The organism is Citreimonas sp. (assembly GCF_042096055.1).
GTDB lineage: Bacteria > Pseudomonadota > Alphaproteobacteria > Rhodobacterales > Rhodobacteraceae > Citreimonas.
Genome location: NZ_JBELMH010000058.1, coordinates 13,987 through 22,218, shown reverse-complemented (window position 1 = coordinate 22,218; position 8,232 = coordinate 13,987). Strand labels below are relative to the sequence as shown.

The 8,232-nt window shown below is 66.7% G+C and carries 6 protein-coding genes and 1 pseudogene; 1 reads left to right on the top strand and 6 read right to left on the bottom strand.

Annotated features, from left to right (window positions below; genetic code table 11):
• Positions 1–1,987: excinuclease ABC subunit UvrA (gene uvrA / locus ACFDTC_RS12865; protein ID WP_375259283.1), on the bottom strand; the 1,987-nt coding region annotated here is incomplete at its 3' end.
• 287 nt (positions 1,988–2,274) lie between these two features.
• Here uvrA and ACFDTC_RS12860 point away from each other — a divergent pair.
• Complete coding sequence (locus tag ACFDTC_RS12860) at positions 2,275–2,715, top strand: hypothetical protein (protein WP_375259282.1); 441 nt, start codon at positions 2,275–2,277, stop codon at positions 2,713–2,715.
• Here ACFDTC_RS12860 and ACFDTC_RS12855 read toward each other — a convergent pair.
• The 5 genes and pseudogenes from ACFDTC_RS12855 to ACFDTC_RS12835 all read right to left on the bottom strand — a co-directional run.
• Positions 2,706–3,800, bottom strand: a complete 1,095-nt coding sequence (locus ACFDTC_RS12855; RefSeq protein WP_375259281.1) for an ABC transporter ATP-binding protein — start codon at positions 3,798–3,800, stop codon at positions 2,706–2,708. The genes ACFDTC_RS12860 and ACFDTC_RS12855 overlap by 10 nt on opposite strands.
• 18 nt (positions 3,801–3,818) lie before the next feature.
• Positions 3,819–5,477 carry an alpha-amylase family glycosyl hydrolase gene (locus ACFDTC_RS12850; RefSeq protein WP_375259280.1) on the bottom strand — a complete coding sequence of 553 codons (1,659 nt, stop codon included), beginning with the start codon at positions 5,475–5,477 and terminating at the stop codon, positions 3,819–3,821.
• 112 nt (positions 5,478–5,589) lie between these two features.
• Entirely contained in the window at positions 5,590–6,816 is a 1,227-nt protein-coding gene (locus ACFDTC_RS12845) for a carbohydrate ABC transporter permease (RefSeq protein ID WP_375259279.1), read from the bottom strand.
• Positions 6,817–6,832: 16 nt separating this feature from the next.
• Entirely contained in the window at positions 6,833–7,819 is a 987-nt protein-coding gene (locus ACFDTC_RS12840; RefSeq protein ID WP_375259278.1) for a carbohydrate ABC transporter permease, read from the bottom strand.
• 162 nt (positions 7,820–7,981) lie between these two features.
• A pseudogene (locus ACFDTC_RS12835) lies at positions 7,982–8,232 on the bottom strand (alpha-glucoside ABC transporter substrate-binding protein); the annotation flags it as partial.

Here is an 8,232-nt window from a genome sequence, read left to right as displayed (position 1 = left end):
GCGTCTCGATCGTCAGCGTCGACTTGCCGCCGCCCGACACGCCGCTGACGCAGACGAACTGGCCCAGCGGGAACTCGGCGGTGACGTCCTTGAGGTTGTTGCCGGTGGCCTTGACGACCTTGATCTTCTTCTTGTTGCCCTTGCGGCGCTGCGTGGGGACCGAGATTTCCTCGGCGCCCGACAGGAAGCGCCCGGTCAGGCTTTGGGGGTTGGCCGCGATCTCGTCGGGCGTGCCGTGCGCCACGACCTGACCGCCATGCACGCCCGCGCCGGGGCCGATGTCGAAGACATAATCGGACTGGCGGATCATGTCCTCGTCATGCTCGACCACGATCACCGTGTTGCCCTGGTCGCGCAGGTTCTTCAGCGTCTGGATCAGCCGGTCGTTGTCGCGCTGGTGCAGGCCGATCGACGGCTCGTCCAGCACGTAAAGCACGCCGGTCAGGCCGCTGCCGATCTGGCTCGCCAGCCGGATGCGCTGGCTCTCGCCGCCCGACAGCGTGCCTGCCGCGCGGCTCAGCGTCAGGTATTCCAGCCCGACGTTGTTGAGGAATCCCAGCCGCTCGCGGATCTCTTTCAGGATGGCGCGCGCGATCTCGTTCTTCTGGTCGGTCAGCGCCTCGGGAACGGTGCCGATCCAGTCATGCGCCTGCTTGATCGACATCTCGACCACCTGCCCGATATGGCGCAGGTCGTCGCGCTTGCCGATGCGCACGGCCAGCGCTTCCTCGCGCAGGCGGTAGCCGCCGCAGGTGCCGCAGGGGCGGTTGTTCTGGTAGCGCTCGAATTCCTCGCGGATCCAGGCAGAGTCCGTCTCGCGGTAGCGGCGCTCCATGTTGGGGATCACCCCCTCGAAGGCTCGGGTCACGTTGTAGACGCGCCCGCCCTCGTCGTAGCGGAACGCGATCTCGTCCTCGCCCGAGCCGTGCAGGAACACCTGCTGGACATGCGGCGGCAGGTCCTTCCACTGGGTTTTCGGATCGAAATCAAAGTGTTTCGCGATCGAGTTGATCGTCTGCGTGAAGTACGGCGACTTGCCCTTGCGCCAGGGCGCGATGGCGCCACCCGCCAGCGACAGCTGCGAATCCGGCACCATCAGCGCCGGGTCGAAGAACAGCTCGACCCCCAGCCCGTCGCAATCCGGGCAGGCGCCGAAGGGCGCGTTGAAGGAAAACAGCCGCGGCTCGATCTCGGGAATGGTGAAGCCGCTGACCGGGCAGGCGAAATTCTCGCTGAACGTGATGCGCTCGGGATCGCCCTCCTTCGGCGCGGTCTCGAGGATCGCGATCCCGTCGGCGAGGTCGAGCGCCGTCCGGAAACTGTCGGCGAGCCGCGTCTCCATCCCCTCGCGCACGACGATGCGGTCGACCACCACGTCGATGTCGTGGCGGAACTTCTTGTCCAGCGTCGGCGGGCTGTCGAGCTCGTGGAACTCGCCGTCGACCTTCACGCGCTGGAAGCCCTGCTTGCGCAGCTCGAGCATCTCCTTGCGGTATTCGCCCTTGCGGTCGCGGATGATCGGCGCCAGCAGGTAGCCGCGGGTGCCCTCCTCCATCGCCATGACGCGGTCGACCATGTCCTGCACCTGCTGCGCCTCGATCGGCTGGCCGGTGGCGGGTGAGTAGGGCGTGCCGACGCGCGCGAACAGCAGCCGCAGGTAGTCGTAGATCTCGGTCACCGTACCGACGGTCGAACGGGGGTTCTTCGACGTGGTCTTCTGCTCGATCGAGATCGCCGGCGACAGGCCGGTGATGTAGTCCATGTCGGGCTTTTCCATCATGTCGAGGAACTGCCGCGCATAGGCGGACAGGCTCTCGACATAGCGGCGCTGGCCCTCGGCATAGATCGTGTCGAAGGCAAGGCTGGACTTGCCCGAGCCCGACAGCCCCGTCACCACGACCATCTGGTCGCGCGGGATGTCGACATCGATGTTCTTGAGGTTGTGCTCGCGCGCGCCACGGACCTCGATGTGCTTCAGTTCGGGCATTCTGTCCCCCACGGATCGACCTAGCGTCACACATAGGAGTTCGAGGCCATGACGCCAATCGAAAAATGAGAACACAGCGGGAACGACCGCGTAGGTTTTCCTTGTGACGCCGCGTAGAGCCTGCCCGCACGGCACTCCGCGTCGGCGAAGATCCGTTCAGACGGCGTTAAGGGCGCGCCGGTATCGTCCGCCCGGTTCCAGGCGGGCAGCAGGGGTGATGATGAACCATGTCGGATGAGCGTCGCAAACCGAGGGGCCTGATCACGCCGCAATACGAGGATCGCGGCATGTTCAAGAACGCCGTGATCTCGTTGCCGGTGTGGCTGATGCCCCGTTTCCGGCGGACGCAACGGGGCGACGTGGTGATCAGCGGCCATTACCGGACCGAAGCGGACGGTATGCTGCCCATCGAATGCGTCTTCGCCGGGCGGCGCATCCCCTACGCCCAGCCGCTCAAGGACTTCGTCAAGCACAGCGTGGCGCGCTTCTCGACGCCCGGCACGCATTCGGTGCCGATCCACGTCAACGGCGCCTGGCGCTACCGCTTCGACCTGCACGACGACGGCTGGCAGGACCGCATCCGGCAGTTCATGGTCGCCCAGTGGATGTACGTCGGTGCCAACGGCAAGCAGCAGATCCTGGGCGAACCGGTCATCCGCGCCTCGACCTATCGCCCGTCACCAGCCGGCGCCGATCCCCTGCAGCAGGCGACCGAAGCTCAGCGGTAAAGCAGCGACCGTCCGTCGGCGAAGACGTGCACGCGGTCCGGGTCGGCGGTCATGCGCACCGTCGTGCCCCGCACCTCGCGGTGGATGCCCGGCAGCTTGCCGATCACCGGCTCGCCCTTGCCGGCCGTCCCGAAGTACAGCAGCGTCACCTCGCCCAAGGCCTCGGTGATGTCGACCTTGCCCTCGTAGACGTAGGCGGCACCGTCCTCGACCGCGCGGAAATCCTCTGGGCGGACGCCGACGCGCACACGGCGGCCCATGTCGCTGGTCTGCGACGGGTAATGCGACACCGCGGTGCCGCCGCCATCCAGCTTGACGGTCGTCTGCTCGCCCGTCGCCGTGATCTCGCCGTCCAGCAGGTTCATCGCCGGGCTGCCGATGAAGGTGGCGACGAATTCGCTGTTGGGCGTCTCGTAGAGCTCGAGCGGCGTGCCCACCTGCGCGATCCCCTTGTTGGCCAGCACCACGATCCGGCTGGCCAGCGTCATCGCCTCGACCTGGTCGTGGGTGACGTAGATCATCGTGCGCTCGGGCATCTGCTCCTTCAGCTGCGCGATCTCCAGCCGCGTGGCGACCCGCAGCGCCGCGTCGAGGTTCGAGAGCGGCTCGTCGAACAAATACACCTTGGGGTCGCGCACGATGCTGCGCCCGATCGCGACGCGCTGGCGCTGGCCGCCCGACAGCGCCTTGGGCAGGCGGTCGAGATAGGGCTCGAGCTGCAGCATCTTGGCCGCGCGGGTCACGGCGGCGTCGATCTCGTCCTTCGACTTCTTCGCCAGCTTCAGCGCGAAGCTCATGTTCTCGCGCACCGTCATGTGCGGGTAAAGCGCGTAGGACTGGAACACCATCGCGATGCCGCGCTGCGCGGGGGGCACGTCGTTGACCACCCGGCCGTCGATCTCGAGCGTGCCGCCGCTGATCTTCTCCAGCCCGGCGATCATCCGCAGCAGCGTGGACTTGCCGCAGCCCGAGGGTCCGACGAAGACGATCAGCTCGCCCTGCTCGATGTCGAGGTCGATGTTCTTGAGAACGTCGACCGTGCCGCCGTAGGTCTTGGCGACATCCTTCAGCTTGAGATTGGCCATTCCCTCCCCCTCTTCTTCCTAGTGTTTCGCCCGCAGCGCCAGCGCGGGCTGCCAGGGTCCAAGGTGCAGGCGCCCGTCCGGCGCCGGTCCCGCGCTGCCCAGTTCAATTCCGATCTGGTGCCAGCGGCCGTCAGGCATGTCGGTGACCGCGGGCTCGCCCGACAGGTTGAACGCGCAGAAGATCTGCTCGCCGTCATGCTCGCGCATGAAGCGCAGGATCGTGCCGTCGGCGCTCATGTCGGTCAACGCGCCCTTGCGCAGCGCCGGGTGGTTGCGCCGGAACGACATCGCACGGCGGTAATGGTGCAGCACGGCCGACGGGTCGTGTTCCTGCGTCGCCACCGCGCGGTTCAGGTGGTCGTGGCTGACCGGCAGCCAGGGGTGCCCGCTCGAGAAGCCGCCGTTCTGGTTCGACGCGTCCCATACCATCGGGGTGCGGCAGCCGTCGCGACCCTTGAAGGCAGGCCACATGCGCTTGCCGTAGGGGTCCTGCAGGTCCTCGAAGGCGATCTCAGCCTCCGGCAGGCCCAGCTCCTCGCCCTGGTAGAGGCAGACCGACCCGCGCAGGCACATCATCAGCGTCAGGTAACAGCGATAGCCCGCCTCGGTCAGCTTCCAGCGCGTGCCGTGGCGCGGCACGTCGTGGTTCGAGAACGCCCAGCACGCCCAGCCCAGGCCCGCCACGCGGTGCAGATGCTCGGTCACCTTGGTGATGTAGCCGGCCGAGGGCGCGTGATCGGCCAGCAGCTCGAACGCGTAGGACATGTTCAGCAGCTCGTCGCCGGTGGTGTATTCGCCCAGGATCTCCAGCCCGCGCTGGTCGTCGCCGACCTCGCCCACCGCCGCCGCGCCGTATTCGTCCATCAGGTCGCGCATCTTGCGCAGGAAGACCAGGTTCTCGGGGCGGGTCTTGTCGTAGATGTGGTTCTGCCAGGTGTAGGGGTTCACCGCCGGCGCGGTGATCGGGTTGCGCTCCTCGACCGGCAGGGGCGGATTGTCCCGCAGCTGGACGTCGTGGGTGTAGAAGTTCACGGTGTCCAGCCGGAAGCCGTCGACCCCACGGACCAGCCAGAACCGCGCCACGTCGAGCAGCGTCTTCTGCACCTCGGGCTCGTGGAAGTTCAGGTCGGGCTGTTCCTGCAGGAAGTTGTGCAGGTAGTACTGGCAGCGCGTCGTGTCCCATTGCCACGACGATCCGCCGAAGATCGACAGCCAGTTGTTGGGCGGCGTGCCGTCGGGCTTGGCGTCGGCCCAGACGTACCAGTTGGCCTTGGGGTTGTCGCGGCTCGAACGGCTTTCGCGGAACCACGGATGCTCGTCCGAGGTGTGCGACAGCACCAGGTCGATGAACACCTTCAGGTGATGCTCGTGCGCGGCGCGGATCAGGTGGTCGAAATCCGCGAGGCTGCCGAACATCGGGTCGACGTCGTAGTAATCCGACACGTCATAGCCGAAATCCTTCATCGGCGACGTGAAAAACGGCGAGATCCACACCGCGTCGACCCCCAGCGAGGCGACGTAGGGCAGCCGCTGGGCGATGCCCAGAAGGTCGCCGATCCCGTCGCCGTTGCTGTCCTGGAAGCTGCGCGGATAGATCTGGTAGATGATCGCGCCGCGCCACCATTCGGGTCCGGGGTTCACGGGCGCGGCCGTCTCGATCTCGGTCTCTTGGTTCATCTATGGGTCCTTCGTCCCGGCCGGGACCGGCCGGGTTCGGTTTCGGGTGCCCCGCCCGCGCGGCCGGATGCTCCGCGCGGACGCGGCACCGGACCGGCGGACGGGGCGGTTCTCACTTGACCGATCCGGCCAGCATGCCGCGCACCAGGTACTTCTGCATCGCGAAGAACACCAGCAGCGGCACGGCGATCATCACGAAGGCGGCCGCCGCCAGGATGTGCCATTCACCCCCGCGCGAGCCCAGCAGGTTGGTGACGACGAAGCGCGTCATCACCGTGCTGTCGGTGTCGGCGGGCAGGAAGACCGAGGCCACCAGCAGGTCGTTCCAGGTCCACAGGAACTGGAAGATCGCGAAGGACGCCAGCGCCGGGAAGCTTAGCGGCAGCACGATCTTGGTGAAGATCTCGAAGTCCGTCGCGCCGTCGACCTTGGCGTTCTCGATGATGTCGCGCGGCAAACCGACCATGTAGTTGCGCAACAGGTAGACCGCCAGGGGCAGGCCGAACCCGGTATGCGCCAGCCAGATCCCGAGGAAGCTTTTGCCGATCCCGAACCATGCGTGGATGATCGTCAGCGGCACGAAGGCCAGTTGCAGCGGCACAACCAGCAGCCCCACCACGATGGCGATCAGCAGCCCGCGGCCGGGAAACTCCATCCACGCCAGCGCGTAGGCGGCAAAGGCGGCGATCACGATGGGGATCACCGTCGCCGGGATCGCCACCGTCAGCGTGTTGACGAACGGCCCGAACAGCGCCTCGTCCGAGAACAGCATGTCGTCCAGTTGCTGCCCGACCGATCGCGCCTGTTCGCGCTCGGCGGCGTTCATGTCGGTCAGCACCTCGGCGTAGTTGTCCAGCGTCAGCTGCGGCGGCGCCACCAGCGCCATCGGCAGCACCAGCGGATCCTCCATCCGCTCGGGCGACGCGGCGCGCAGGTCGCCGTTGGCCTCGACGGTGACGGACACGCCCTCGCGGGTCTCGGCGGTCTCGCCCGGCTCGGTCGAGGGACCGCGCAGGCGCGAGGTGCCGAAGGCGTCGACGCGGCTGCGGTCCAGGATGTCGGGCGGCAACGCCTGGCCTGTCGGGCCGGCGAAGATGTTCATCTCGACCACCCACTGGCCGTTGTCCTGCACCTGGTCGTCGACCGGGATGCTCAGCACGTAGGGCTGCGGCGCGCCTTGCAATGCGCGCCACCACCCGGTCTGCGAAATCGCGTCCTGATCGCGCAGCGACGTGACCAGCAGGCCCAGCGTCGGCACGATCCAGATGAGCACCAGCAGGAAGGTGGCCAGGTGCGTGACCAGGCTCAGCCCCGATCTCTTTCCGGCGATGTTGTCCATGTCGCTCCCCTTCCCTTCAGCGCGTTTCCGCGCGCGCCTGGCGGATGTTCCAGACCATCACCGGCAGCACGAGGATCATGATGACGACCGAGATCGCGGTGGCGAAGCCGTAATTGCCGCCGTCGAAATAGCGCATCATCTGCGTCGGCAGGATCTCGAGGTTGCGGTACTGGTTCCCCATCGCGGCGACGATGTCGTAGACCTTGAGCACGAGGATCGTGATCGTCGTCCAGACCACCACGATCGTGCCCATGATCTGCGGCACCTTGATCTTGAAGAACACGTCGAAGGAATTCGCGCCGTCGATGATCGCGGCCTCGATCGTCTCTTCGGGCACGCCGCGCAGGGCCGCCGACAGGATCACCATGGCGAAGCCGGTCTGGATCCAGATCAGCACGACCATCAGCAGGAAGCTGTCGACGATCTCGCCATCGATCAGCGTCACGCCCTCCTCGGCACCGAACAGGCCGCGGATCGCGTTGATCACGCCGATCTCGATGTCGGGATGGTAGACGAAGCTCCAGATCAGCGACGCGCCGACGAAGCTGATCGCCATCGGCATGAAGATCAGCGACTTGGCGATGTTGCCCCAGCTCAGCCGGTCGGTCAGCTGCGCCGCGATCAGGCCGAAGAACGTCGACGCTGCCGGCACGACCAGCACCCACAGCATGTTGTTGAGCAGCGCCACGCGGAACGTCTCGTTGGCGAAGATCTCGGAATAGTTGCGATACCAGCCGTCCTCGGCCACGCCCGAGGTCACCGAAAGCCAGGCCGAGTAGAAGACCGGCACGACAAGGTATAGCCCCAGCGCGAACATCGCGGGAAACAGGAACAGCCAGGGCCGGATCTGGTTCGCGCGGTTGATGTTGCGGCCGATGTTTTCGCCCCGCGCGGGAAAGAAGACGTGGTCGAGCACGTAGTTCGACAGCCAGAAGTAGGCGAACATCCCGCCGACGCCGACGATGATGGTGACGATCCCGGAGACGATGACGGAATCAAGCATGGGTCCCTCCTCCCTTGTCGCCACCCGCGGCGGGAGGCGCCCCTGCGAGGGACCCGTCGCGCGAGGCCGGCGCCGGTCCCTTCTCGTTGGTCGGGTGCGCCCCGTCCGGGGAATGCTGGCCGGGGCCCGTGCAGCGTCAGGCCCGGACCCGGGCCCGGTGGCTTACTGGATCGCGTCCCAGGCGCTCTGGATCGACGCGGCCTCGGCCTGCGCGTCACCGGTGCGCATGTACTCGACCATGCCGGTCCAGAAGGCGCCGGCGCCGATCTCGGACGGCATCAGGTCGGACGCGTCGAAGCGGAAGGACGTGGCCCCCAACAGGATGTCGCCCATGCCGCGCAGCGTCTCGTTGGCGTAGAGCTCGGTGTTGACGCCCTTGTGCGGCGTCAGGAAGCCCGACTGCGCCATCCAGA

Excerpts from the sequence above, each read along its gene's own strand:
- ACFDTC_RS12860 (WP_375259282.1), top strand. The coding sequence starts at position 2,275 with ATGTTCAAGAACGCCGTGATCTCGTTGCCGGTGTGGCTGATGCCCCGT.
- ACFDTC_RS12855 (WP_375259281.1), bottom strand. The coding sequence starts at position 3,800 with ATGGCCAATCTCAAGCTGAAGGATGTCGCCAAGACCTACGGCGGCACG.
- ACFDTC_RS12850 (WP_375259280.1), bottom strand. The coding sequence starts at position 5,477 with ATGAACCAAGAGACCGAGATCGAGACGGCCGCGCCCGTGAACCCCGGA.
- ACFDTC_RS12845 (WP_375259279.1), bottom strand. The coding sequence starts at position 6,816 with ATGGACAACATCGCCGGAAAGAGATCGGGGCTGAGCCTGGTCACGCAC.
- ACFDTC_RS12840 (WP_375259278.1), bottom strand. The coding sequence starts at position 7,819 with ATGCTTGATTCCGTCATCGTCTCCGGGATCGTCACCATCATCGTCGGC.